The sequence below is a fragment of the Clostridium merdae genome (genome assembly GCF_900176635.1).
In the GTDB taxonomy this organism is placed as follows: domain Bacteria; phylum Bacillota; class Clostridia; order Oscillospirales; family Acutalibacteraceae; genus Faecalispora; species Faecalispora merdae.
In genome coordinates, this window is record NZ_FXLN01000004.1 from 161,563 (window position 1) to 184,436 (window position 22,874).

At 44.5% G+C, this 22,874-nt stretch carries 22 protein-coding genes and 1 other annotated feature; of the genes, 9 read left to right on the top strand and 13 right to left on the bottom strand.

Translation table 11 applies throughout. From position 1 onward, the window contains the following. The first annotated feature begins 188 nt into the window (after positions 1-188). The 3 genes from CAN90_RS06195 to CAN90_RS06205 all read left to right on the top strand — a co-directional run bounded on the left by CAN90_RS06195 (position 189) and on the right by CAN90_RS06205 (position 3,715). Positions 189-2,240, top strand: coding sequence for a thioredoxin domain-containing protein (locus CAN90_RS06195; protein ID WP_085832978.1), 2,052 nt, complete (start codon positions 189-191; stop codon positions 2,238-2,240). Between the two features lie 111 nt (positions 2,241-2,351). After that, positions 2,352-2,969: a lactate utilization protein gene (locus CAN90_RS06200; RefSeq protein ID WP_085832979.1), complete on the top strand. Its 618-nt coding sequence runs from the start codon at positions 2,352-2,354 to the stop codon at positions 2,967-2,969. A gap of 299 nt (positions 2,970-3,268) precedes the next feature. Next, positions 3,269-3,715: an adenine nucleotide alpha hydrolase family protein gene (locus CAN90_RS06205; RefSeq protein ID WP_085832980.1), complete on the top strand. Its 447-nt coding sequence runs from the start codon at positions 3,269-3,271 to the stop codon at positions 3,713-3,715. Between the two features lie 236 nt (positions 3,716-3,951). Here the strand turns inward: CAN90_RS06205 and CAN90_RS06210 are convergent, their stop codons facing one another. From CAN90_RS06210 to ytvI, 4 genes are all read right to left on the bottom strand, one after another. After that, complete coding sequence (locus CAN90_RS06210; RefSeq protein WP_085832981.1) at positions 3,952-5,931, bottom strand: ABC-2 transporter permease; 1,980 nt, start codon at positions 5,929-5,931, stop codon at positions 3,952-3,954. Then, complete coding sequence (locus CAN90_RS06215) at positions 5,906-6,805, bottom strand: ABC transporter ATP-binding protein (protein WP_085832982.1); 900 nt, start codon at positions 6,803-6,805, stop codon at positions 5,906-5,908. The genes CAN90_RS06210 and CAN90_RS06215 overlap by 26 nt, the downstream gene beginning before the upstream one ends. Next, on the bottom strand, positions 6,802-7,179 hold the full coding sequence (locus tag CAN90_RS06220; protein ID WP_085832983.1) for a GntR family transcriptional regulator: 378 nt from the start codon (positions 7,177-7,179) through the stop codon (positions 6,802-6,804). Before CAN90_RS06220 ends, CAN90_RS06215 begins: the two co-directional genes overlap by 4 nt. 121 nt (positions 7,180-7,300) lie before the next feature. Then, entirely contained in the window at positions 7,301-8,410 is a 1,110-nt protein-coding gene (gene ytvI, locus CAN90_RS06225) for a sporulation integral membrane protein YtvI (protein WP_085832984.1), read from the bottom strand. Positions 8,411-8,909: 499 nt separating this feature from the next. Between ytvI and CAN90_RS06230 the strand changes: the two genes are divergently transcribed. Then, the gene (locus tag CAN90_RS06230) at positions 8,910-9,305 is read left to right on the top strand and encodes a hypothetical protein (RefSeq protein ID WP_242953587.1); all 396 of its coding nucleotides are present in this window, start codon (positions 8,910-8,912) and stop codon (positions 9,303-9,305) included. A 112-nt stretch (positions 9,306-9,417) separates the two neighbouring features. On the opposite strand, the gene CAN90_RS06235 is transcribed toward CAN90_RS06230, so the two are convergent. Beyond that, positions 9,418-10,041: a superoxide dismutase gene (locus tag CAN90_RS06235; protein ID WP_085832986.1), complete on the bottom strand. Its 624-nt coding sequence runs from the start codon at positions 10,039-10,041 to the stop codon at positions 9,418-9,420. A 202-nt stretch (positions 10,042-10,243) separates the two neighbouring features. Here CAN90_RS06235 and CAN90_RS06240 point away from each other — a divergent pair, with 202 nt between their 5' ends. The 3 genes from CAN90_RS06240 to CAN90_RS06250 all read left to right on the top strand — a co-directional run bounded on the left by CAN90_RS06240 (position 10,244) and on the right by CAN90_RS06250 (position 12,529). After that, entirely contained in the window at positions 10,244-10,822 is a 579-nt protein-coding gene (locus tag CAN90_RS06240; RefSeq protein WP_085834303.1) for a flavodoxin family protein, read from the top strand. Positions 10,823-10,976: 154 nt separating this feature from the next. Then, entirely contained in the window at positions 10,977-11,717 is a 741-nt protein-coding gene (locus CAN90_RS06245) for a YebC/PmpR family DNA-binding transcriptional regulator (protein ID WP_085832987.1), read from the top strand. A gap of 269 nt (positions 11,718-11,986) precedes the next feature. Then, positions 11,987-12,529: a ClbS/DfsB family four-helix bundle protein gene (locus tag CAN90_RS06250; protein ID WP_085832988.1), complete on the top strand. Its 543-nt coding sequence runs from the start codon at positions 11,987-11,989 to the stop codon at positions 12,527-12,529. Between the two features lie 209 nt (positions 12,530-12,738). Here the strand turns inward: CAN90_RS06250 and CAN90_RS06255 are convergent, their stop codons facing one another. The 4 genes from CAN90_RS06255 to CAN90_RS06270 form a co-directional block, all read right to left on the bottom strand. Next, positions 12,739-13,506, bottom strand: coding sequence for an amino acid ABC transporter ATP-binding protein (locus CAN90_RS06255; protein WP_085832989.1), 768 nt, complete (start codon positions 13,504-13,506; stop codon positions 12,739-12,741). Between the two features lie 13 nt (positions 13,507-13,519). Further along, positions 13,520-14,161 carry an amino acid ABC transporter permease gene (locus CAN90_RS06260; RefSeq protein ID WP_085832990.1) on the bottom strand — a complete coding sequence of 214 codons (642 nt, stop codon included), beginning with the start codon at positions 14,159-14,161 and terminating at the stop codon, positions 13,520-13,522. Between the two features lie 36 nt (positions 14,162-14,197). Then, positions 14,198-15,049 carry an amino acid ABC transporter substrate-binding protein gene (locus tag CAN90_RS06265; RefSeq protein WP_085832991.1) on the bottom strand — a complete coding sequence of 284 codons (852 nt, stop codon included), beginning with the start codon at positions 15,047-15,049 and terminating at the stop codon, positions 14,198-14,200. 248 nt (positions 15,050-15,297) lie between these two features. Then, entirely contained in the window at positions 15,298-16,956 is a 1,659-nt protein-coding gene (locus CAN90_RS06270; protein ID WP_085832992.1) for a leucine-rich repeat domain-containing protein, read from the bottom strand. A 214-nt stretch (positions 16,957-17,170) separates the two neighbouring features. Here CAN90_RS06270 and CAN90_RS06275 point away from each other — a divergent pair, with 214 nt between their 5' ends. Beyond that, positions 17,171-17,794, top strand: coding sequence for a cytidylate kinase-like family protein (locus CAN90_RS06275; RefSeq protein WP_085832993.1), 624 nt, complete (start codon positions 17,171-17,173; stop codon positions 17,792-17,794). 98 nt (positions 17,795-17,892) lie between these two features. Here CAN90_RS06275 and CAN90_RS06280 read toward each other — a convergent pair whose 3' ends face one another. After that, the gene (locus CAN90_RS06280) at positions 17,893-18,531 is read right to left on the bottom strand and encodes a VOC family protein (protein ID WP_085832994.1); all 639 of its coding nucleotides are present in this window, start codon (positions 18,529-18,531) and stop codon (positions 17,893-17,895) included. 233 nt (positions 18,532-18,764) lie between these two features. Between CAN90_RS06280 and spoIIID the strand changes: the two genes are divergently transcribed. Further along, a complete protein-coding gene (gene spoIIID, locus CAN90_RS06285) occupies positions 18,765-19,013 on the top strand; it encodes a sporulation transcriptional regulator SpoIIID (protein WP_009066041.1) in 249 nt (82 codons plus the stop codon). Between the two features lie 112 nt (positions 19,014-19,125). On the opposite strand, the gene ilvA is transcribed toward spoIIID, so the two are convergent. From ilvA to ilvB, 3 genes are read right to left on the bottom strand one after another with little or no spacing between them, the layout of a single operon-like run. Next, the gene (gene ilvA / locus CAN90_RS06290; protein ID WP_085832995.1) at positions 19,126-20,325 is read right to left on the bottom strand and encodes a threonine ammonia-lyase; all 1,200 of its coding nucleotides are present in this window, start codon (positions 20,323-20,325) and stop codon (positions 19,126-19,128) included. Beyond that, on the bottom strand, positions 20,319-20,825 hold the full coding sequence (gene ilvN, locus CAN90_RS06295) for an acetolactate synthase small subunit (protein ID WP_085832996.1): 507 nt from the start codon (positions 20,823-20,825) through the stop codon (positions 20,319-20,321). The genes ilvA and ilvN overlap by 7 nt, the downstream gene beginning before the upstream one ends. Next, on the bottom strand, positions 20,822-22,513 hold the full coding sequence (gene ilvB, locus CAN90_RS06300) for a biosynthetic-type acetolactate synthase large subunit (RefSeq protein WP_085832997.1): 1,692 nt from the start codon (positions 22,511-22,513) through the stop codon (positions 20,822-20,824). Before ilvB ends, ilvN begins: the two co-directional genes overlap by 4 nt. A gap of 70 nt (positions 22,514-22,583) precedes the next feature. Further along, positions 22,584-22,830: a binding site (T-box leader), on the bottom strand. Positions 22,831-22,874: the final 44 nt, after the last annotated feature.

Here is a 22,874-nt window from a genome sequence, read left to right on the forward strand (position 1 = left end):
TCCTTTCATTTTTCCAACATGATTATATACGGTTAACGTAATAAATGCAAAAAAAGGTATGAATATGATGTGCTATTTTGATAAATACCCTATTAAAGAAATCAAATGTTAGGATACTGCCCGGAAAGGGTGGTATCTTTTCCTTTTTTAGGTATAATAAAGAGATAATATGGAACGAAGAGGTAATAATGTTGGAAACTAAAAATAAAAGCAACCACTTAATTCATGAAAAAAGTCCTTATCTTTTGCAGCATGCAAACAATCCAGTCGATTGGTATGCGTGGAGTAAAGAAGCGTTTGAAAAAGCAAAGCAGGAGGACAAGCCTATTTTTTTAAGCATTGGCTACTCTACCTGCCATTGGTGCCATGTGATGGCACATGAGTCATTCGAGGATGACGAGATTGCCGAGGTGCTGAACCAGAGCTTTGTTTGTATAAAGGTAGACCGAGAGGAGCGGCCGGATATTGATGCCGTATATATGGCAGTTTGCCAAGCAATCACTGGCTCCGGCGGTTGGCCTATGACAATTTTAATGACACCGGAGCAAAAGCCGTTTTGGGCGGGAACGTATCTGCCAAAGCATTCTTCTATGCGTGCTACCGGTCTTTTAGAACTGCTTACGTTTATTCACGAACAGTGGGACAAGAACCGGGAGCAGTTGCTGCACACCGGGGAAGAAATCACTAAGTATTTAAATGAGCAGGCAGCTGTTTCACCGGATGCCATAATGCCGGAACACAACCTTCTGCAAGATGCAATTGAACAATTCAAAAGCTCCTACGATTCGCGTTGGGGCGGTTTTGGCGGTGCACCTAAGTTTCCTACCCCGCATAATCTGCTGTTTTTACTCCGATATTCGGTTTTGGAAGAGAATCCGGATGCTCTTTCTATGGCAGAGCACACATTGACTCAAATGTTCCGTGGAGGACTGTTTGATCATATTGGAGGTGGGTTTTCACGCTATTCTACCGATGTACGATGGTTGGTTCCTCATTTTGAAAAGATGCTCTATGATAATGCCCTTTTGTCGTACACGTATTTAGAAGCGTTTGCTGTAACGAAAAGACCCCTTTACCGCAATGTTGCAAAGCGCACCCTTGATTATGTTCTTCGCGAGCTTCGTGATGAACAGGGTGGTTTTTACTGCGGGCAGGATGCCGACAGCGATAAGGTAGAGGGCAAATACTATGTGTTCACTCCGAAAGAAATTCGAGATGTTCTCGGCGAAAAAGATGCGGAACGTTTTTGCGACCGCTTTGGTATAACCGCCACCGGCAATTTTGAGGGGAAAAACATTCTGAATCTACTGGAGGAGGAAAAATTCGAGCAGGAGGAAGAGAGCATCGCACAGATGTACAGAAAGCTGTATGATTACCGATTACAACGAACGCAGCTTCACCGTGACGATAAGGTGCTCACCTCTTGGAACGCACTCATGATTGCCGCACTTGCCAAAGCAGGCGCACTGCTTAGTGAGCCGGAATACCTCAATGCGGCTCAAAAAGCACAGTGCTTTCTGGAAGAAAATCTGGTAGACGAGCGCGGCAGACTCCTTGTTCGTTGGAGGGATGGAGAAGCGGCACATGACGGTCAGCTCGATGACTATGCTTTCTATGCTTTCTCTTTGCTAGAGCTGTACCGCACGACCTTTGAGTTGGATTACCTAAAACGTGCCGAGCAAATCGCCGAGCAAATTTTAGAGCTGTTTGCTGATGAAGAGCAAGGCGGGCTGTTCTTGTATGCCAAAGATAGCGAGCAACTCATTAGTAGGCCGAAAGAGGTGTATGATGGCGCAATTCCATCCGGAAATTCGGTAGCCGCTGAAGTCTTTGTGCGCCTTGCTGCTCTCACTGGTGAGGAGCACTGGCGGCAGGCGAGTGAACGCCAGCTTCAATTTCTTTCTGGCTGGGTAAAGGAATACCCCGCCGGTTATGGGATGTCTCTCATTGCGCTGACTGGCGTGCTTTACCCCTCCCAAGAGCTTATTTGTACGGCGCAGTCGGAAGCGGATTTGAAAGAGATATGTAATTTTCTACACCAGCACTTTCTACCCAATCTAACAGTTCTATTAAAGCATAACAAAAATGGAGAGCAGCTTGCGTCTATTGCTCCATTTACGGCAGAATACCCGCTTCCACAGCAGGGAGTACAATATTATCTTTGCCAAAATGGAGCATGTTCCTCGCCAGTGCAAACGCTTTCAGAGCTGGAACAACAGCTTGATTCGTCGTACAAGTAAAAATAATAGACGTTCCAAATTAGAAGGCTGGCCTTATGGCCAGCTTTTGTTTTTAATTCTAACATGCTATGATATACAAAAGAATCGAAAGCTTTGGGAGAGGATGACGTTATGGATTTGCAGATTCAAAGAACGATTCAAAATCTGGAAAAGAATAATATGGCGGGCTATTTTGTAGAGAATACAGAGGAATTAGTATTGCTGCTAAAAACATTGATTCCGCAGGGAAGCAGTGTAGGCTGTGGTGATTCGCTTACGCTTGAACAGACCGGCGTGTTCGGTTTTTTGCGGGCAGGGAATTATGTTTTTTACGATAAGCATAAGTCAGGGCTTACATCCGAAGAGAAACGTAGCATCTACCTGCAAAACTTTGCAGCAGATACATTTATAACCGGTACCAATGCCATATCGGAAGATGGGAAGCTGTTTAATATTGATGGCAACGGCAGCCGAGTTGCTCCTATGCTGTATGGGCCGAATCAGGTAATTGTTGTTGTAGGGATAAACAAGCTTACAAAGACAGTGGAAGATGCCATTCAAAGAACACGGCAGATTGCGGCACCCCTGGATGCTTTACGGCTGAAAAAAAACACCCCCTGCACAAAGCTGCACCGTTGTGTGGATTGCAAGCATGAAGAAAGAATCTGCAATGATTTTGTTTTGATAACAAGACAGCGGGTAGCAGGGCGCATAAAAGTTATCATTGTAAATCATAATTTTGGCTACTGAGAATGTGAGTTATTCGTGCTTATAGTAGTGCTTTTTAGTGATGGAATAAAAGTGTATTCAACACAAAGTCACAATCTATCAAGTGGCGCGTAGTGGAGGACAGTTGTCCTCCACTACGCGCCGATTTTTGAGCTTGTTTGTGCTTATCCTACGAATTAAACTTTATAAAAACACCGGATTTAGTGGACAATATACAACGATTTTTACATTTAGTTCACAATTTATCTATTGATAATCTTTAAAAATATCGTATACTTAAGATGCATTCCAAATCTAATTTTAAGAAGGGAGGGGAAGCGGTGAAAAAAACGAAGGCGGCTGTTCTTGTGTGTGTTACCGGCCAACGCGATTGTGATCGGTTAATACGAGTGGGAAAAAAACTTGCCGAAGAACAGGCGCTTCCTATGCAGGTTTTATGTGTTCAACCGCAGTCCGCTGGGTATGGTGCGTGCAGCGAGGAACTGGAATACCTGTATCAAACGGCGCGGGAAGCAGGCGCCGAAATGACGATTATATTTCAAGATGACAGTCCCTTGGTTGCAGCAGGTTTTATTCGCCAAATTGGTGCGGTACATGTGGTAACCGGCATGGCAGGGTTTGCATCTACCGGGTTTATTGAAGTATTGCATAGTTTAGTGCCCAGGATTCCGATTTCCATGGTTTCAAAAGAGGAAGTCGTTTATAACATGTATCCTGTCGATTATAAAAGCTCGAAAAGTCAGGCAGTGCCTGCGGTTTGCACATAAAATCTGAAATGAAACATAAACGGTCTGCCGAAGCTCGGCAGACCGTTATTTTAATGCGATAATATCTAATTTGCCCTCAAAAAGCCTTGCTGTAAATTTCTTTAATCAAAGACATAAACTAATCATAAATTACAACATTGCTTTAAAGAAAAATCTGTAATAGTATTGACGATACGGTAACATACAAAAACTGGAGTGCGAAGAAACCCGTACCCCAGTTTTTTATGAGTAATTGATTAGCGTGCCGTCTGAAAAACTATTGTGCTATCGCTTAAGATATGATTGGTATATTTACTTGATACTGTGGTGGCTGGTGTAGAGTCACTGTTTGAAGAAGGAGTGGAAGTGACTTTTGCCCAACCGTATTTATCAATTACTGCCTTAACATGAGGTGTATCCTTATTTACGCTAAAGCCGGGGATGGAAAGCTGTACCTTGCCATTGTACGCACCAATCCTCTTTTGCAGTTCACTGCCGGGCTGCGGTAAAAAGGCGCGAGAACGAAAATCAATCCATAACTGTTCGTTATAATTTCCGGAGCCCCATTCAGGATTATTCCCAACATCGAGTTGAATTGCATCAATGAGCTCCTGTAGCTTAGCCTTATCAGGTACCAACACATGCTCGCCATCTTCTTTATCCATAATCTGTATGGATTCCACCATCTCAGGCGTCAAGTAGTAGAAGGCGTTACCACTTTGCTTATATTCTTTTAAGTCCGATACATTTTTCATTGCTTCATCAAACTGCTTATTGTGATTTGAAATCATATCGGTTGAAAAAGTACGTTTAAGCTCCGTACCATCTTTCATTTGGTAGGTGAACTCAACATCCGAAGATTTGTAATCCATTAAGCGATAGGGGTAACCACTATCTCGAGTTTGGTTAATGATAAGGCTATGAAGTGCCACTACCTTAGTTACATTATCAGGCTCCTTTATCGTTTGGGGAATCCAGGCAATTTGCTTGTGACCCTTTTCATCCATAACGCTGAAGCCATTTGAATCATAGCGGACGTTGCTACTGTATTGCAGTTTTACCTGCACATGGTCAATATTTTCTGCCTTCGGGAGCTTGGTGTCGTATCCAAATCCACCAGTGGCGCAAATTCCGTAAAAGGCTGCAAAACCAACTAAGAAGACTGCATAATAAGCAAAGCTCTTTTTCAGTCCTTTAAAGCCGCGCCCATACACTGCCTCGGCAATAATATGTGCAATAACAGAAGCAACAAGCAAACCAATAAAGAAGCTGGGGAAGGAGTTGAAGGTTGCATGGAAGATCAATGCTCCTGCCAAGCCGGCAGCGGTAGTTGCAACAAAGCGAATTAGGGTTTTGGGGATGGGGAATGCATAATTGCTTTCTGCACATTCACTTTTACGAATGCGGTACAGGTACAGTGAGGCAAGAATCATCACTACGGTGATAATGCTCCACCAAGCTAGGAATGCAACCGAGGAGAAGCCCTCTTCGCTAATACTGCCGTAAACCAGCGGCAAGTAAGAGGCTACAAAGGGAGAAAGCGCAGAATAAAATACCGACTGAAAATCAATATCGTTATTCAGGCCGGGAATAATCATAGAAGCAGTAAGGCGGCCAAGAATAATCATGAGAGGGTAGGTAACATTTACAACAACAATGGAGATAACCATGTCGAACGTGGTTCCACTGCAAACCGCCATAAAGGTGCAGAAGAGAAACGATGCACACGACATGAGGAATATCCAGCCTAGCGAGCTAACAAAAAAGCCGAGATATTCAGCAAGTGCAATTTTGTACACAGCACCAATTAAAAGTGTGAGTGCAAAGTTTACCACCAGGGGAATAAACAGTACTACAAGGCCGCACAATATACGACCACCCAGCATTGCCGTACGGTTAACAGGTAGAGAGTGGTATAAATCTACACTGCGCTTTTGGTGCATGTATTGAAAAGATAGAACGCTAATCAGCAGAGCAGCCAACAAAGAAAGAGACACGGTGCAAAGCGGGAGTACCACTTTGAGCACGTTCATAAAACGACTGCCCATGTCTATAATATAACCGCTGTCCATATTCGTACGCTGAGCGTTATTCATTGCAAGAATTTCGACCAGCGGCATCGTTACAAAATGTAGGCCGCAGAATAAAGCAATTAGACCAAAGCGATGGCGCAGCTCCCAAAGAAAGGTATGAGTTAATTCGCCGCGCAGGTTATTTGAGGATGTTTTCAATGTCATAACCGGCCACCTCCATTTCACTAATAAATACCTCTTCCAAGGTAAGGGGAAGCAGTTCAGTAAACACAGGGTTCAAAGCATTTAGCTTCTCAAGAATGTCTTCTCTTTTCCCACGGATTACAAAATTTACAAGCGAACCGCGTGTGTCCTGCTTAATAATATCAAGATCCTGCAATGCTTCTTGCAGGGGCATCGGCTTAAAGATTGCCTGCACACGGTGAATGCCCAGCTTGAGTGCGTCTAACTCTTGCTCAAACACGACGCCACCCTTGTGCATGAGGCCAACGTGGTCGCACAAATCCTCCAGCTCGCGAAGGTTATGGCTGGCGATAATCACACTCATCCCACGCTCAGAAACCTCGCTTGAGACAAGCTTTTTGAGTAGTTGGCGCATAACGGGGTCCAGGCCATCGAATATTTCGTCGAGCAGCAGGTAATCCGGACGCACGGAGAGTGCATTAATCAATGCTACTTGGCGCTGCATTCCTTTACTCATGTTAATAATACGGGCATTCTGGTCAAGCGGGAAGAGTGTGCACAGCTCTTCATACCGTTGAGCATCCCAAGTGGGGTACGTTTTGGAGTAGAAGTCTGCCATCTCTTTCATATTGGATTGCGCGAAAAAATAAGGGTAATCTGAAATAAAGAATAGCTTACTCTTTACCGTGCTGTTTTCAAAAGGCTTTAAGCCATCCACCAAAATTTCGCCGCTCTCCGGCTGGTAAATACCAGCAAGGCTGCGTAGTAAGGTAGATTTACCCGCGCCGTTGCTGCCAACAAGCCCGAACACAGAGCCCGCTTCTATGGTAAATGAAATTCCGTCTAGGGCAGCTTTGCTGCCAAATTTTTTTACCAGTGATTTCACTTCAATCATTGTTCAGAACCCCTCCCGTTAAACTGTATTTCAATCTGTTCTATCATTTCCGGTTTTGTTACTCCGTTATCGGCAGCTTCTTGTATCACTTCCGTTAGTTTTTCCATTGCTCTTGCCTTTTGCCGCGACAAGACGGAAAGATCTGGTGAGATATAAGAACCTTTCCCCGGAACCGAGTAAATAATTCCATTTTGCTCGAGCATTTGATACGCTTTTTGCACGGTGTTTGGATTAATCCCAAGGTCTTGGGCCAACGTGCGAACGGACGGCAGCTGTTCATTTGGCTCCAAAGCACCCAAAGCGGCCATTTTAGAAATGGATTTGTTTAGCTGCTCGTAAATGGGCAGCCTGCTTTTGTAATCCAGCGGAAACATCCGGTTCACCTCTCAGTGTATTAATGTGTATTAATTCGATTAGTACAGTTTGAATATAACACACGCACTTCCTACTGTCAAGAAGTGCGTGGCATAATTTGTATTACAATTCTGTAAGCAATTAGAAATCCGCCGGGGGCGGGGTGTTGGGGCTCTCTTTCGGAACCGGAGGGATGGGGATTTTCTCTTGCTTGTCCATATCCGCCTCCGAAACAAAAATCCGGGGCAATACACCGGTTTTGCAAAGAACCTGGTACAGTACGAAAAACAGCACCATGTAAATTAGAATGCTAATTCTGCCTGAAATCAAGGCAAAATAAATGGCAGAGAGCATGGCAAGCGGGTGAACATCAATAGAGGCAGAGACGATTTTCGGCTCGATAATTTGACGAATGGTAGAAATCAGGAGCCAACCCACTAGTAAGGCGATTGCCGTGAAATAATCGCCGTTAACTAGGCTAATGATTGCCAGCGGGATATATACAGTTCCCGGACCAAGCACAGGCAAAACGTCTGCAATGCCAACTACCAAGCTCAAAACGAGCGGGTAGGGGATGCCCAGTAAATAAAAAACCAAAAGAGTTTCTAAAAATGTAATGAAATAAATGAGCAAAAAGGAAGCGATGAGCCTGCCGCTCATGGTAAGGCTATGTTGTGAAGCAGAGCGGATGTGTACTACGGTATTCTGTGAGAGAATGGAAGCCACATGGCGCTTGATGACCGGCATATCTTTCGAGAAAAAATAGGTGGAAAAAATCATGACGATAAACATGGTGAGTATGCCGGGCAGCGAGGTTAAAATCATGAGTACGGTATTTAGTACGGAGGTAATGAAACCTGCACCACTTTGTAAAAACTTAATGAGCTGCTCTTGGTTTTGGCGAATAAATTCCGAATCGATTCGATCAACATAAATACCGAGAATGCCAGTTAAATCATTGAGTGGTTTAATTATTTTTGTGGTGTCTATGGAGGAAAGCTTTACTACCAGAGTCGTAATTTCTGTTACAAGCCAGTAGCCAGTGAGAGCCATTAAACCGAACAGGACGATAAAACAGAGCAGGGTTACGAGTATAGAGGCTAACCCTGGTCTTAGGTGCAGCTTCTCTTTTAAGAAGCGTACCAAAGGCTGTACCAAAAGTGCCAATAAAAAACCGGCTACAAAGGGAAAGGTATAACCCAATGTTAATGCGAAAAGATAAAAACAGATGGTATACCCAATGAAAAACATAATTAATGGCTTTAAACGAGTGAGCTGAAGCTTGTCAAACAGAATCGTTCCCTCCTTTGTGATAACCGGCTAAAAAAGCACACGTTTTGTAGAGGCTGCCGGTTTACTCTACAAAGAGGCATACCATTATGCTGCATTCATCTGAATAATCGTATGCTGGAAAGTGAGACAATTATACTCTAAATTAAAAGCGACGTCAAAACAGTTTTCTGCAAATTTCGTAAACATATCATGAATATTCTGTAACGATTTTTCATTTAATTCTCATCTTGCGCTAAATAAATGACTTTTATACATATTGTGTTTTCGGAATAAAAGATGGATGGTGTGGAGAGCGTCGTTTTGAATTGCCCTAAAAATATGACAGAAGTGGAAACAATAGAGGTAAAATAAGTACAGAATGTAAATACTGATGGATACTTCTTGACAAAGAAATACCCGGTGGATATTATTGTATCAGAGTACAACATATTGTATGACAGAAAAGGGGTGATCGAGCGTGTTGGAGAGAATTCGGAGAGCGATGTATGGGCGCTACGGCGGCGACCAATTGATGGTTGGAAGCCTCGTTTTGTATATGCTGCTCATTATGCTTTCTCGGTTAATTAATTTCTATCCGCTGACGCTGGTGGCCTATTTGATTTTTGGGTGGAGTATGTTCCGCATACTTTCTCGCAATCTTCCTCGCCGCTATGCCGAAAACCAGTTGTTTTTAAAATATTGGAGCAAGGTTACTGCATGGTTCCATTCCAAGCAAAAGTTTGTACAGGACCATAAAGTGTACCGCTACTTTAAATGCCCCAAATGCACAACCAGGCTTCGTGTTCCGAAAGGACGCGGTAAAATTGAAGTAACCTGCCCTGTTTGCAAGGCACAGTTCATCCGGAAATCCTAAAAGTTTTAGGGGTTTCCGGTTTTTTGTACCACATATTTTTGCACGATAGAAAAGACGGCAGAGGAGAATCCCTCTGCCGTCTTTTTAAATGAATAATATGGATTACATGCTTTTAGTCAATCATTTTGTGGTAATACTCATCCACCTTGCCCCAGTCTACCACTCGAAAGAGTGCGTCTACATAATCGGCACGCAGATTTTTATACGTTAAATAGTAAGCGTGCTCCCAAACATCAATGCCAAGAATCGGCCGCCATTCCCCGCGGGTCTCCATCATCGGGTTGTCTTGATTCGGGCTGGACGAAATCATAACATCACCTTCTGAATTTGCGGAGAGCCATGCCCAGCCGGAGCCAAATTGCCCCACAGCAGCAGCAGCCAGCTTTTCCTTCATAACCTCAAAGCTACCAAAGGTGCGGTCAATTGCCGCTGCCAGCTTACCACTGGGAGTGCGCGGCCCATTGGGAGAGAGGGTGTCAAAATACAAGTTGTGATTGTAATAACCACCACCGTTGTTACGAATGGCTGTACGTAAAGCAGGGTCTTTGATATTCTCTAAATGAGATAAAATCTGCTCAATGGTTTCTCCAGCAAGCTCGGGTAAGCGCTCCATCGTAGCGTTCAGGTTCTTCGTATACGTTGCATGGTGCTTTGTATAGTGGGTTACCATAGTTAATTCATCTATGGTAGGCTGCAAAGCACTGAAATCATAAGAAAGTTTTACTTGCTCAAACATGAAAACACTTCCTTTTTCTTATTTTGTTAGTCAAGTATAACACACTTTATACTTCCGTACAAGTCTAAAAGCTTGTTCTAGCTTTTACACCATACCGGCGGTTATACGGCAATTTCATATTTCTAACAAACTTTTGCCTTGCGTAAGAAAAGTGGGCATGCTACAATCGATTCATTATGGAAAGAAAGGCGTTGTCCGCTTTATGGAAAAGAAGAATATGCTGGTGTTATTTGGTTCTCCGCGACCTCACGGTGCAACAGCAAAGTTGTTGGATGCTTTTTTGCAAAAGGTAGATACCAATTCTGTTCATATCACTACTTTTGATGCCTATAAGGGGAACTATCACCCCTGTACCGCCTGTGGCTACTGTCAGACACGAGAAGCATGTATCTTTTCAGATTTAGACGAGTTTGACCGTGAGCTTCGTGCGGCAGATTACTTTGTAATTGCTGCGCCTGTGTACCATTTGAGCTTTCCCTCGCCATGTAAGGCGGTTATGGACCGCTGGCAGCGTTATTTTGAGGCTCGCTTTGCAATGGGGATTCGCCCGTCTATTCTCAAACCCAAAACAGCAGTGCTTCTTACGGCATATGGTTCCCAAAATGCAGAGGGTGCGCACATGATGGCTCGCCAGTTGGAACTTGCTTTCACCGTTATGAATACAAAGCTGGAGCAAGTTGTGGAATGGCCTCATACCGATTTCACCGGAATTGACGAAATACCCGCTGAAATTGCAGACAAAGCGCAGGCGGCGGCGCTTGCTATGACCAATAAAACGTGATATAATATCCACGGCGTATGCGCTCGAAACGCATTTAACGCCTAATGGAATATGGAATCATTCAGCTTATTGGTTCCGAGTATCTGAGTGGAATGTTAAGCTTGTTTGATATGATAAATAGATCAAAGCGATTATTAACAGGAGGCTTATTAGTATGTCAGGCCATTCAAAATGGAGTACCATTAAAAGAAAGAAAGAAAAAATAGATGGTGCCAAAGCCAAAATCTTTACTAAAATCGGGCGTGAGCTTGCGGTAGCGGTAAAAGAGGGTGGAGGGCCAGACCCCAAAGCCAATGCGAAGCTGAAGGACTGCATAGCAAAAGCGAAAGCTGCCAATGTGCCGAATGATAACATTGAGCGCATTATTAAAAAAGCGGCTGGCGATGGCGACGGCGACAAATATGAAAGCATTGTATATGAGGGCTACGGTCCCAACGGCGTAGCCGTAATTGTGGAAGCCTTAACGGATAACCGGAATCGTACCGCGGCAGATGTGCGCCACTATTTTGATAAATTTGGTGGCAACCTCGGCACAAGCGGATGTGTTTCTTTCATGTTCTCACAAAAAGGCGTTCTGATTATTGAGCGTGAGGGTTTGAACGAAGACACTGTTATGACCGATTGCTTAGAGGCTGGCGCGTCTGATTTTCAGGCGGATGAGGATGTATTTGAGATTTACACCGAACCGGCTGATTTTAGTGCCGTGCTTTCGGATTTAGAGGGCAAGGGCTACGAATTTGTTTCTGCTGAGGTAGAAATGGTTCCCACTACTTACACCGCACTCACAGACCCAGATTCTATTACCAAAATGCAGCGTTTGCTCGATAATCTAGAAGATAACGACGATGTGCAGAACGTATGGCACAACTGGGAAAACGCAGACGACGCAGAATAAAATTGCTAACAATATAGTATCTATTGGGTTTTAGGTGATTTTAAGAATAGAATTAATCTGAACTCTAAAATTAATAACATTATAATAAACAGCTTAACTGCAATATTACATACAGGCATATTTGTGTTTGAGGTAATGTAGTTAAGCTGTTATTATTTAAGTAAGATTTAAAAATGAAACCCCGATTCTTTTTTAATTGAATATGACACTCTGTTGTCATGTTTAACATGTTATATTAATTACATAGAAAATAGAAAAGGAGATTAAAAATGGCAAGAGCTACTACGAAATCAGATTTAATTGCAGATGCGACGACTCAATTCGAAAAGATGTGGAATTTAATTGATTCTATGACAATGGAAGAACAGACCGCAGCATTTCAATATAGTGATACTTTTAATAAGAAAGAAGCACATTGGGACAGAGATAAAAATCTAAGGGATGTGTTAATCCACTTGTACGAGTGGCACCAACTGCTTCTCCATTGGGTTGAAGCAAACCGTAAAGGGGAGACAAAGCCGTTTTTACTGGCACCGTATAACTGGAAGACCTACGGGCAAATGAATGTTAGTTTTTGGGAGAAGCACCAGTCAACGTCGTATGAGGATTCCAAAAAGATGCTATTGGAAAGCCATAACCAAGTGTTGGAAATGATTAAAGCATTTTCCAATGAAGAACTGTTTGAAAAAGGTCATTTTGATTGGGTAGGCTCTAACGCAGTTGGCGCTTACTGTGTTTCTACAACATCAAGCCATTACGATTGGGCAATTAAAAAAATAAAGCAGCATATAAAAACTTGCAAGGGAAAATGATGAGCCAAACCAATGATTTATGAAATATTTTCGTTTCTTAGCAAGTTAACGATAAAATGAAGAAGCTTGTGGTTAAAAGAAAGTTACTTAAAGCTTAGCTAACCCAAAGAGAACACCCCCGCCAAAAGGCAGGGGTGTTCTCTTTGGGTTAGAAGATTGTATCACTTGTGAGTTGCACTTGTAAGCATTGTAGTGAATAAATAGAAATTTTACTCCGTAAAACGAGACAAAAACGCACGAGTGCGTTCATTTTGAGTATGAGCAAAGATTTCATCTGGCGTGCCATTTTCCAGCACAATTCCACCATCCATAAAGATAACGTGGTCGGCTACGTCGTGTGCAAACTGCATTTCATGCGTAACCACAACCATTGTCATGTGCTCTGCGGCAAGCTGGCGCATGACACGAAGAATCTCACCCGTAAGCTCCGGGTCGAGTGCGGAGGTAGGCTCATCAAAAAATAGAATTTCTGGATTCATCGCCATTGCCCGGGCAATAGAGACGCGCTGTTGCTGCCCGCCAGAAAGCTGGTGTGGGTAGGCATTTGCTTTTTCAGAAAGCCCCATCTTTTGCAAAAGCTCCATTGCGGTTGCTTTTGCTTCCTCCTGACTTTTTTGCAGAACGCGCACGGGAGCATCCGTTATGTTGCGCAGTACACTGTAATGCGGGAATAGATTAAAATTTTGGAATACGAGACCAAGCTTTAGGCCAATGTTGCGACACTGCTCAGGAGATGCGTAAACGGCTTTTCCATCCTCTCCGTTTTGCACCAGAACGTCCCCACTAACGGAGATACTCCCGGAATCGATTGTTTCAAGCTGCGATATGCAGCGAAGCAGAGTGCTTTTTCCGGAGCCGGATGGCCCAATAATGGCAAGAACCTCACCCTGTTTTACTTCCAGGGAAATTCCTTTGAGGATTTCCTCTCCATTAAAGCTCTTACGAATGTTTTCTGCGGTTAAAATGGTTTGGCTCATGGGAATTCCTCCTTTACTGGTAATAGCTCAGCCGGTTTTCCAGCATGGTAAATGCTCGGGTAACAACACCGTTCATAACCAAATAGAATACGCCGGCAATCACCAGAGGAGTCATATCTACCGCGCTGGATACCCATTGCGAAGTGACTTTTAACAGCTCAACAACACCAATTACCTGCGCGAGGGATGTATCTTTTACGAGTGTGATAAATTCGTTACCCATTGGTGGAGTAATCCGCTTGATTACCTGCGGCAAAATGATGTGGATAAAAGCCTGCGGCTTGGTGTAGCCCAATACCTTTGCAGCCTCACTTTGCCCTTTTGGGATCGCCTCCAAACCTCCGCGGTAAATCTCAGCGAAGTAGGCAGCGTAATTCAGTGCAAAAGCTACCTCCGCTGCCAAAACACGGTCGAGCTGTATACCAAGTAGGGGCTTTAAAGCGTAGAACATAAACAGCAATTGAAGCATGAGTGGGGTTCCGCGCATAATCAATATGTAGATGCGCACAGGCAGATTGACGATTTTGAGTTTCGACATTCTGCCCAGCGCCACCAAAAGTCCCAAGGGAAGCGAGACGATTAAGGTGAAAGCGAAAATTTGCAACGACATCAGTGTTGCCTGAAACATTTCTGTTAACAGCACCTGATAATTCATAACGAAGACCTCCGGGAGCAAATTGCATTGACTTGGTTATTTTACATCTACAGTAGTAACATCTTCTCCGAACCATTTTTCAGAGATTTTCTTCATGGTTCCATCTTTAGCCATTGCTTTGAGTGTTTCATCCACTTTTTCTTTCAAAGCCGTGTCGTCTTTACGCATACCAATTACATAATCTTCTGCAGCGAGTGAAATGGGGGTTCCGCCATTGTCCAGAATACGGAATGCGTCCGGCTGATTGTTCAGGTAGAAGCGGGCAACAATTTCATCAATAGAAATTGCGTCAATGGTTCCGTTCTGAATTTCTAAAATGGCCTTGGTATAATCATCAATTTTAACAATGTCCTTTAATGAACCCTTAAATTCTTTATTTTCAACGGCGTTGAGTGCTGTTTCTGCCGAAGAGTCACTCTGTACGCCAACCACCTTGCCGCTTAAATCTTTTAAAGAGTGGTAAGTGGAACTCGTTTTAACCAGGATAATCTGGTTGTTGCTCATATAGGGAATGCTAAGAGCCATGGCCTTTGCACGCTCCGGGGTTTTGCTAAAACCGTTCCATAGGCAGTCTACGTTGCCGTTGTCCAGTTCTGCCTGCTTGTTGTTCCAATCAATCGGCTGAAGCTTGAGTGTTACGCCCAGGCGCTTGCTGGCCTCTTTGGCAAGGTCGATGTCAAAGCCAATAATCTCACCGGTTTTTGTATCTTTATAGCCCATAGGCGGGAACGCGTCATCCAAACCGAGCACCAGTGTCCCAGCTTTTTGGATTTTGCTCCAGGATTCGTCTTTGTTCTCCGCAGATGAAGCGGACTGATTTCCTTGGCCGCAGGCGGTAATGCCAACAGATACCGTAAGTGCGAGGAAAAGAGCCAATAATTTTTTCATAATAAACAGTCCTTCCTTTGATAAACCTCTCGCTTTAGCATGGTAGTATTAGAAAGCGGTTGAAATAATGTTTTTTATTCTACTCGGTTACACCCAAAAAGTAAAGTGATTTTGAAAAGTCTATGCAATGTATGCAAAAAGCTTCCGGATTTGCCGGAAGCTTTCAGAACATAATAGCAAATGGGGCGCAGCCCTCTACGGAAACTCCGCAGGTGCTGCGCCCCATATTCTGCATTTACAGAAAAATACTAGTTAAAGTAGCTGCGGTTACGGGCGGCTTGCCCATGCTGTACCACATTGTTTGCTACATCGAAACGAATGGAAACATGGTTCAGTACAGTTGTGCCGCTCATAACATCTACCACAACGTAGCAGGTGCCGGGAGTTTTTCCCGTTACGCGGTAATTGCCGTTCGCCAGCCTATGCACAGTGGCAATACCAGTGCGGCTGGAATAAACATTAATGGTTTTGGTGTAAGCGTTGCCTGCCAAGGACACGCCAATATCGTAAATGTTGCCGGGCGCCATTGTGTAAAAATTAGTATCAATCATTACGGAGCCAGCATAATTTACGCCGTTATACGTTAAGTCGGTATTTGTATTTGATCCCGGATTCGGATTGGGAGTTGGGTTTGGGGTTGCTCCAGCAGGAATATCGGAAGAATAGTCAGAAGTAAGCTTGAATTTGTAGCCCTTGCTGTTGGCATAAGCGCGCACGTAAGAGTCTGAGGAACCACGTAGTGTGGTATTATCCGAAAAAGCGTTACGGCCGATTTCCAGTACACTGTCTGGAACAACCAAAGTATACAGTCTGTTGCAGTCATAGAAAACGCCGTCACCAATTCCTTTTAATCCATCTTCAATGGTAACGGTGCTAAGCATTTGATCGTACGCAAATACATCGTCTTCAATTGTAACCAGCTCTTTGGGGATATTGACAGACTGCAAACGCGAGCAGTACGAGAAAGCACCATCCTCTAAGGTGGAGAGGTACTGGGGCAATTTCACGGTTTGCAAATTCACGCAATACGAGAAAGCCTCAGATTTAATCTCTTCCAGCATAGAGGGAAGAGAAATGTTTGTTAAAGCACGGCAGTTGTAAAATGCACGTTCTCCAATCGAATACAAGGAGCGAGGCATATTTACATTAGTTAATGCAGTACAGTTAAAGAAGGTTTTTTCGGGCAGGTTCTCCATGCCATCGGGCAAACTAACGCTAGTTAACGCAGTGCAGTAGGTGAATACAGAATCTTCCATTTCAGAGATGGAACGGGGAAGAGAAACAGAGGTTAAAGATTTGCAATAGCTGAACGCTTCTTTACCAATGCTAGTCAGGCCATTGCGAAAGCTTACACTGGTAAGCTTGGAACAATAGCTGAATGCGTTCTCTTCAATAGTCTTTACATCTGGCGGAATGGATATACTTGTAATGCCGGAATTGTAGAATGCAGCATCACTAATCGAGGTTACATTGGAAGGAATGGAAATGTCGTTGAGAGAAGTACAGCCGCTGAAAAGTCCGCTGCTGATTTCTGTTAGCTTTTTGGGTAGCGTAACATAGCGAAGCTTCGGGCTATCTGAAAAAGCACGTGTACCAATGGATTCTACACTGCTTGGGATATTGACTGTGGCTAGACGGCCGCAATCATAAAAAGCTTTATCGCCAATCGTATGTACAGAGTCTGGAATGGTAACATAAGTAACACGATTATTCCCCGAAAACGCGTTATCCCCAATTTCCTTTACTGTGTTGGGAATCTTTACGGTTGTATCGGTTCCAGAATATTTGGTGAGCACACCATTCGAGATTTTAAAATCACTGGATGCAGCAAATACACGAGGTGCGGAGAAAAACGTTGCAGCCAATACGAAACCGATGACCAAGGTCAGCAGTTTGTATTTCTTCATAAAAACACGCTCCCTTTAAAAATATATAATTTACACTTTATTTGACATAAATATAAGTATAATTTACCATGCGAGGGAAATTTTTGCAAGAAAAGTAACAACAATGAAAAGACTGTATTGGAATTATCATTTGCTTTGGTGTTGACCATGGCCTTAGAATCCCTTATACTGGAAATAGATAATATACCTTGGAATCAGGCAGGAGAGTGATACGATGAATAAGTTTGTGATTACAATTGCACGTGAGTATGGCAGCGGTGGCAGAACCATCGGCAAATTACTAGCGGAAGAATTGGGTGTTCCGTTTTACGACAGGGAGCTGCTTCGCTTAGCATCCGACGAAAGCGGAATTAACGAAACACTGTTTGCAGAAGCGGATGAAACCATAAAAGGTACTATGCTGTGGAAGGCATTTCGTAAATCGTATTCCGGTGAGCTGATTCCGCCAGACAGCGAAGATTTTGTGTCAAACAACAATTTGTTTCAATTGCAGTCTAAAGTGATTCGCGAGCTAGCGGCTCAGCAGTCTTGTGTGATCATAGGCCGCTGTGCAGATTACATTTTGCGTGATATGGACCATGTTTTAAAGCTTTATGTTCATGCGCCGATGGAGTCCTGCGTTGAGAGGGCAAGAGCGTTTCATCCCAATCTTTCAGATGCAGAGCTGCGCCGCTTGATTCAGAAGATTGATAAGCGCCGTGCAGAATACTATGAATATTTTACTCGCAAACATTGGAAAGACGCGGATAATTACGATTTAAGCTTTAACAGCAGTCAGCTTTCTTGGGATCAGTGCGTAAGGCTGGTGAAAGCGTATTTAGAAATAAAGCACGGATAAAATTTATATCTATATGACCATTGCAAATTAAAAGAAAAAAACAAATATAAAAAAGCACCGGAGCGCTCAATATGAGTTTGCTCCGGTGCTTTTTTGTTTTAAGGCAGCAAGCGTGTTTCACCTTGTTGATATTCGAGTTCAATACTATGAATGTGATTTCCCTCAAATAAAACCAGTATGGGGTCGTCGCACAGGGCACAAATAAGCGGCATGTATTCTTTGCTCGTGCCAAAAGCTACACTGCGTATTCTTTTTGCACCATTGGGGTGAACAAAATTTTGTGGCTTAGGGTCAATATTAAAATAAGTCATGAGAAATGGTATGTTTAGATTATCTGGAAAAAGACAAGTAAAACGAAGCTTTCGCCCTTTGGTATCGTTTCTGCGGGAGGGGATTTCCACATAATGCTCGTTTGCCTGGTTCAATAGCTTTTTTTCTCGGTCTAAATTTTTTTCATATGTTTCCAATGCAAGTCCGCAAGGCCCTTCAGCGTGAGAATCCCATATGTCCATACGCTCTGCCAGTTTAGCTTTACCGAACAAGCGCATCACGCGCTTTACAAATTCTGGCATACCGGTGGACGCCAAGAGCTCAAGGTAAGGGCCATCTGAAAAATAAAGTATGGCATTGTAAGGTTTATTTTTGGTACCGTATTCCACGGTAAATCCCCTTTTGCGGTATTCTTCCACCGCTTTTTCTAAATTGCTGACTTTCATAATGATGTGACTTACTTTCATATAATGAAACCTCCGTGTGTAAAGCTGTAAAGTATGCAGGTGCATTTTCTGGTTTATAGATTGCGGTGGTATCTTCCTTGTTAGTTATAACATACAAACTGGCAAATTACAATTGGGAAGAAGATTTATAGAGAGTATGAAAGAAAGAAACTGCTTTCTTCGCAGGTTGTTTTCATATTCTGTTTCACGGCCGCATATCTATAACCAATCAGATTAGTTTGGGAGGCAGAGCTGTGAAAGGCATAGTAGAAGAGCGAGCCGTAGAGCTGGGAGAATACATCATAGAGAACAACGCGACCGTTCGCAAAGCCGCGAAAAAATTCGGCGTTAGTAAGTCTACTGTACATAAAGATGTAGCGGAACGTCTGAAGTATGTTGATCCGCAGCTGTACAAAGAAGTAAAGAATGTACTGGAGATCAACAAAGCCCAGCGCCATATTCGTGGCGGAATGGCTACCAGAATGAAATACAAAAAAGACTGATGTGTTCTGTTGTTTATTCAGGCAACCGGTTTTCTTTGGCTGCCAGAAAAAAGGCGGTTCCCGCACCGTAAGGAGTGAGGAACCGCCTTTTTTTGTAGCTTGTTTCACATGCTTAATGCTCTACCATGCGGTACCCAGCGGACTGGAGGGCTTGGCGGATTTCGGCAATGTGTTGGTGATTTCGTGTTTCCATTACAATACGCAGGGTGCAGCCGTTAATGTCGCTTCCTTCACCGGAGTGGTCGTGGCGAACTGCCACCACATTGCCGCCCAAATCGGCAATAATGGCCGAGACCTCTTTCAGCTGGCCGGGTTTGTCAATTAACTCGAGAGTCATATCGCAGGAGCGACCGGCGTTTAATAAACCACGGTTAATAATGCGGGAGAGAATCGTAACATCAATATTTCCTCCAGAAACAAGACACACCACTTTTTTACCTTTTAAATCCAGCTTGTTAAACAGGGCAGCAGCCACGGAAACGGCACCGGCTCCCTCGGCAATCAGCTTTTGCTGCTCGATGAGGGTCAAAATGGCAGTTGAAATTTCATCATCGGTTACGGTTACAATTTCATCCACATACTGGTCGCAGATGGAATACGTTAAATCTCCCGGCTGTTTTACAGCAATTCCATCTGCAATGGTGCATACGCCATTCAGACATTCCACTTGGTGGTGCGCCAGAGCCTGCACCATAGAGGGAGCACCGCTGGACTGTACGCCATATACTTTGCAGTTTGGGTTGAGTGACTTAATGGCATACGCTACGCCGGAGATTAGCCCGCCGCCGCCAACCGGTACGATCACTGCGTCAACATCTGGTAATTGGCTTAAAATTTCAAGCCCGATGGTTCCTTGACCCGCCATTACATCCTCGTCGTCAAACGGGTGAATAAAGGTGCTGCCGCTTTCCTCTTGAATTTGAAGCGCGCGGCGGTACGCATCATCGTAAACGCCGTCTACTAGCTCCACCTTGGCACCGTATGAACGGGTTGCCTCCACTTTGGAAATGGGGGCGGAATTGGGGATGCAAATGCAGGAGGGGATACCGATTCGAGATGCAGCCAAAGCAACGCCCTGCGCATGGTTCCCAGCGGAGCAGGCAATTACTCCCTGTGCCTTTTCTTCCTCACTTAGGCGGGACATTTTATAGTAAGCACCGCGAACCTTAAAAGAGCCGGTTACCTGAAGATTCTCTGTTTTCAGGTAAACCTCGCAGTCGTCGCCGATTTTTGGAGCATAGATTAAATCGGTTTGGCGGATAACATCTTTTAGTACAAATGCGGCATGGTATATTTTATCTAAGGTTAGCATGGTTCTCCCCCTTGTGTGCTCATGGCCATTGCTCCGGTGCGCAGAATTTGCTCAATTTGGTACGGCTTGCACAGCTCAATTAAGCTGTTTAATGCTGTGGCGTCACCTACCAGTTCTAAAATCATTGTGGTGGGGGATACCTGCAGAATGGATGCGTGGAAGGCATTTGCAAGCGTAACAAGGAATTCACTGTTCTCCGGTGTGCGGCGAACACGCAGCAGCAGGTGTTCACGCACAACGGCGCTGTCTCGCTCCAGTACGGTGACCTGCTCAATTTCTTCCAGCTTACTAAGCTGTTTGTCTACCTGACGCACAATACGGTCGTCGCCTTGCACGACAATAATCATTTCAGAATACTGCTCATCCTCTGTTTGAGCAGCCACAATGCTGATAATGTTATAGCACCGGCGGCTGAACAGACCGGAGATACGCAGAAGAACGCCGGGGGTGTTTTTTGCACGTACCGACAAGATGTACTCGGTTGCTTTTGTTTCACTCATTGCTGCTGCTCCTTTTCGTCCATTTCTAAAATGAGTTCTTCCGCCGCAGAGCCTGCCGGTACCATGGGGAGAACGTTAAAATCACTGTTGATGAGGCAATTAATGAGGCACGGCCCTTTGTATTCCAACGCCTTTTTTAAAACAGGCACGACATCGTGGCAGGTGCGAATGGTAAAGGCCTTTAAACCGAAGGCCTCTGCCAACAGCTCATAATTGGTGGGTTTGTTGAGTGTGGTTTGAGAAAAGCGACCATCGTAAAACAGCTTCTGCCATTGGCGTACCATACCCAAAACATTGTTGTTCATGATAAGCTCAATGATGGGAATGTTGTACTTTGCGGCAGTTGACAGTTCGGCACAGTTCATGTGGAAGCTGCCGTCACCCGCTACGTTTACCACTCGCAGCTCAGGCTTTGCCACTTGCGCACCAAGTGCCGCTCCCAGGCCGAAGCCCATGGTTCCAAGCCCTCCAGAGGTAATCATACGGCGAGGCTTCTGGAACGGAAAGTATTGTGCCGTCCACATTTGGTGCTGTCCAACTTCGGTAGAAAGAATAAGGTCTTCGCCGCCCAGTTCTGCCAGGGTTTCAAGCAGGTATTGAGGCGTTACTCCGCCCTCGCAGTTGGATTTTTGAACCAGTGGGTACTCCTGCTTCCACGCCTTTACCTGCTCCATCCATTCGGGGTGGCTAGCGGGTTTAAGCTCGCGAACAAGCTTTTCTAAGATACTGCGGGCATCGCCTTTCAGGCGAAAGTCTGCGTTAATGTTTTTATTGAACTCTGCGGAGTCAATGTCAATGTGAACCACGCGGCAGCCGCGCGCGAATAAGTCCGCATTGCAAATCACACGGTCTGAAAAACGGGTGCCCACAGCAAAGAGTACATCACATTCCTTAAGGGCCATTGCAGAGGGAACTGTTCCGTGCATGCCGAGCATTCCAAGGTAACGCTCGTTGGTTTGGTCGAACCCGCCTTGGCACATTAAAGAGCAGGAGACAGGAGCATCCAGTAGTTCAACAAACTCATGCAGAGCGTTCGACGCCTCGGCTGAAATAATACCGCCGCCGGCATAAACGTAGGGGCGCTCGCACTGGGAAAGCAACTCCAATACTTGCTCAAATCGGCTTTCATCCAGTGTGGTGGCTTGATGGGTCTGGTTGAGCGGCAGAGGTGTAAATTCGTATTTGTGCGCTGTTACATCTTTGGGAATATCAACTAACACAGGGCCTTTGCGTCCGCTTTCTGCTATTCGGAATGCTTCACGTAGGGTAGAGGCCAAATCGCTTACATCTTTTACAATGAAGTTGTGTTTTGTAATCGGCATGGTAATACCGGTGATGTCAACCTCCTGAAAGCTATCTAACCCCAAAAGGTCAATGGTTACATTACCAGTAATGGCTACCATGGGAACGGAATCCATATAGGCGGTAGCTATGCCGGTTACAAGATTGGTTGCGCCGGGGCCAGAGGTTGCAAGGCAAACACCTGTTTTTCCGCTGGCGCGTGCGTATCCATCCGCAGCATGGGCAGCACCTTGTTCGTGAGAGGTTTCAATGTGATTGATTTTCTCCCGGTACTCATACAGGGCATCGTAAATGTTTAATACCGCCCCACCCGGGTACCCAAAAACGGTGGTGGCATTTTGTTCGAGCAAACATTCCATAATAATCTGCGCGCCAGTTAACAGCATGTTCTTTTCCTCCTGTAATCCATTTTGTATTGGCGGAAAGGCAAATAAAAAAGCCCCCGCCTCTGGTTATCCCAGAGGCGAGGGCGTTAAGCTCCCGCGGTACCACTCTGTATTACTGCCTTATTGGCAGCTTCTCACTGCATATCTAACAATATGCTTCCCATTAACGGAGGAAACCCGGACTCAGCTTACTACCCTTTATGGGTTCAGCCGTCTGCTCAAGGGTGATGTCCTGTGGGGCGCCCACTGCCTCGCACCAACCGGCAGCTCTCTGTAAGGGCGGTATTCCGCATTCGTGTCCCTATCAAAGCATTTTTTCTGTTGCTATCATATTATTCGAAAGCCTTTCGATTGTCAAGAG

Coding starts and splice junctions, on each gene's coding strand:
- CAN90_RS06245 (WP_085832987.1), top strand. CDS start 10,977: ATGTCAGGCCATTCAAAATGGAGTACCATTAAAAGAAAGAAAGAAAAA.
- CAN90_RS06235 (WP_085832986.1), bottom strand. CDS start 10,041: ATGTTTGAGCAAGTAAAACTTTCTTATGATTTCAGTGCTTTGCAGCCT.
- ilvA (WP_085832995.1), bottom strand. CDS start 20,325: ATGCTAACCTTAGATAAAATATACCATGCCGCATTTGTACTAAAAGAT.
- ilvN (WP_085832996.1), bottom strand. CDS start 20,825: ATGAGTGAAACAAAAGCAACCGAGTACATCTTGTCGGTACGTGCAAAA.
- CAN90_RS06210 (WP_085832981.1), bottom strand. CDS start 5,931: ATGACATTGAAAACATCCTCAAATAACCTGCGCGGCGAATTAACTCAT.
- CAN90_RS06240 (WP_085834303.1), top strand. CDS start 10,244: ATGGAAAAGAAGAATATGCTGGTGTTATTTGGTTCTCCGCGACCTCAC.
- CAN90_RS06220 (WP_085832983.1), bottom strand. CDS start 7,179: ATGTTTCCGCTGGATTACAAAAGCAGGCTGCCCATTTACGAGCAGCTA.
- CAN90_RS06200 (WP_085832979.1), top strand. CDS start 2,352: ATGGATTTGCAGATTCAAAGAACGATTCAAAATCTGGAAAAGAATAAT.
- CAN90_RS06270 (WP_085832992.1), bottom strand. CDS start 16,956: ATGAAGAAATACAAACTGCTGACCTTGGTCATCGGTTTCGTATTGGCT.
- CAN90_RS06260 (WP_085832990.1), bottom strand. CDS start 14,161: ATGAATTATCAGGTGCTGTTAACAGAAATGTTTCAGGCAACACTGATG.
- ilvB (WP_085832997.1), bottom strand. CDS start 22,513: ATGCTGTTAACTGGCGCGCAGATTATTATGGAATGTTTGCTCGAACAA.
- CAN90_RS06275 (WP_085832993.1), top strand. CDS start 17,171: ATGAATAAGTTTGTGATTACAATTGCACGTGAGTATGGCAGCGGTGGC.
- CAN90_RS06195 (WP_085832978.1), top strand. CDS start 189: ATGTTGGAAACTAAAAATAAAAGCAACCACTTAATTCATGAAAAAAGT.
- CAN90_RS06280 (WP_085832994.1), bottom strand. CDS start 18,531: ATGAAAGTAAGTCACATCATTATGAAAGTCAGCAATTTAGAAAAAGCG.
- CAN90_RS06250 (WP_085832988.1), top strand. CDS start 11,987: ATGGCAAGAGCTACTACGAAATCAGATTTAATTGCAGATGCGACGACT.
- ytvI (WP_085832984.1), bottom strand. CDS start 8,410: ATGTTTTTCATTGGGTATACCATCTGTTTTTATCTTTTCGCATTAACA.
- CAN90_RS06265 (WP_085832991.1), bottom strand. CDS start 15,049: ATGAAAAAATTATTGGCTCTTTTCCTCGCACTTACGGTATCTGTTGGC.
- CAN90_RS06255 (WP_085832989.1), bottom strand. CDS start 13,506: ATGAGCCAAACCATTTTAACCGCAGAAAACATTCGTAAGAGCTTTAAT.
- CAN90_RS06215 (WP_085832982.1), bottom strand. CDS start 6,805: ATGATTGAAGTGAAATCACTGGTAAAAAAATTTGGCAGCAAAGCTGCC.